This is a genomic window from Moorena sp. SIO4E2, from assembly GCF_010671945.1.
GTDB lineage: Bacteria > Cyanobacteriota > Cyanobacteriia > Cyanobacteriales > Coleofasciculaceae > Moorena > Moorena producens.
The window spans coordinates 21,767-23,714 of record NZ_JAAHIE010000059.1 but is presented as its reverse complement, the minus strand read 5'-3'; the positions used below and the strand labels follow the sequence as shown (position 1 = coordinate 23,714).

2 protein-coding genes are annotated in these 1,948 nt (G+C 44.8%); both read left to right on the top strand.

Annotated features, from left to right (window positions below):
• Positions 1-181 precede the first annotated feature (181 nt).
• Positions 182-319: a hypothetical protein gene (locus F6K37_RS09580; RefSeq protein ID WP_287249762.1), complete on the top strand. Its 138-nt coding sequence runs from the start codon at positions 182-184 to the stop codon at positions 317-319.
• A 103-nt stretch (positions 320-422) separates the two neighbouring features.
• Positions 423-1,948: UPF0182 family protein (locus tag F6K37_RS09575; protein WP_287249761.1), on the top strand; the 1,526-nt coding region annotated here is incomplete at its 3' end.

The following is a 1,948-nucleotide window of genomic DNA, read 5'->3' as shown; positions in this document are numbered from 1 at the left end:
CAAAAACAGTTTGGTTCAAATGTTTATTATAGTACACAGAACGTTGGCCACCCTACTTGTATCAAAAACTTGTAGGGTGGGCAAAAACAGTTTGGTTCAAATGTTTATTATAGTACACAGAACGTTGGCCACCCTACTTGTATCAAAAACTTGTAGGGTGGGCAAAAACAGTTTGGTTCAAATGTTTATTATAGTACACAGAACGTTGCCCACCCTACTTGAATTGGTATTTTTTGGAGACCTATCAGCGATCAGCTATCAGCTACGCGAACGGCTAAAAGCCTGTGGTGACGCTACACCGAACAGTTTATGCCCATAGCGCATGCCACTTGAAAAATAAGCTGACGGCTGACGGCTGACAGCTGAATACTTAGTTTTTGATAGACCACGCTATGCTGGTAATGACCAAAAACTAAAGACCAATGACCAAACTCTTGCGCTGGGTTACTGGGCTAGTGGGTGTATGGATAGCTTGGAATTTACTATCTCACCTGGTAGCAGAAATTCTATGGTTCACGGAAGTGGATTATCTATCCGCTTTCTTTCTGCGTTTGCAGACCCAGCTGAGTTTGTGGGTAATTGTATTTATCATATCATTGGGGTTTTTGCTCACCAATTTATGGTTAGCCAACCATTTCAAGCATCCAGAAAACTTAGCAGATCTCGAGATTACCTGGCTAAAAGGGTTCAAGACTCTTGACTCTTCATCCTTAACCCTTAACCAAACACGGTTAAACTCACCCTCCCCAATAGTGAGATCGGGAGTGAGACCAAGAGGAAAATTTTCTAAAAAACGCCCAGCCTTCAGATTGCGATCGCTTTTGCCATTTGCCCTAGCACTCAGTTTATTAGTTGGGGTGGTGCTGTTGTACTACGGAAAAATGGCCTTTTCTGTTTGGCATTTCCATCGAGAAACCTTGTCAGCCACCTTTATGAGTGAAGCGACACCCCCCCTACCGTCACCCTTGGGTTGGGTATCTCTCGGAAAGCTATTTTTATCAGAATCCAGAAGCAATCTGGTTTGGCAGCTGGGGATGATCTCCGCAGTGATGGTAGGGCTAATGGTAAATGCTCAGTTGTGGTTAAGAGCGATCGCCCTAGCACTAAGTTTTGCCTGGGCGATGGTGATTTCAGAACAATGGGGCAGAATTTTAGAGTATCTCTATCCCACTCACTTTAACACTACCGAGCCACTATTTGGACAGGATATCGGCTTCTACGTATTTGGTGTACCGGTATGGCAACTATTGAATTTTTGGCTAGGGGGCTTATTTCTCTTTGGTCTAGTTGCGGTATGGCTAATTTACTTAACCTCAGGCAATAGCCTCTCAGATGGGAAATTTCCGGGATTTTCCCAAAACCAACTACGACACCTGTATGGCCTTGGGTCTGCTGTGTCGGCAATCACAGCCTTCCACTATTGGCTTTCCCGGTACAACTTACTGTATTCAACCCGTGGTGTTGCTTATGGTGCGGGCTATACCAATGTCTCAGTCAAGTTGCCCTTTAATACAGGATTGAGCATTCTCGCATTTGCGATCGCACTGTTGTTACTCTTGAGAGCAATTTTCTGGATACGCCGCCTGCCCACCAAAATACCAGTAGCATTGTGGATACTCGGCTTATACCTAGGGATATGGGGAATTGCTGGGATAATCTTACCTGCAGCAGTGCAACGGTTTAAAGTCGAACCCAACGAGTTAGCCTTAGAAAGACCCTATATTGCTCGGACTATTGCCCTGACGAGAGCAGCTTTTGACCTCGATAGTATTGAAGCTGAAACCTTTAACCCCCAAGGTAATCTCACCAGCACCGATCTAGAAAAAAATCACCTAACCATCGACAACATTCCCCTGTGGGATACCCGCCCCTTATTACAAAGTAATCGTCAGCTGCAACAACTGAGACTTTACTACCAATTTACCGACGCCAATTTTGATCGCTACAC

Excerpts from the sequence above, each read along its gene's own strand:
- F6K37_RS09580 (WP_287249762.1), top strand. The coding sequence starts at position 182 with ATGTTTATTATAGTACACAGAACGTTGCCCACCCTACTTGAATTGGTA.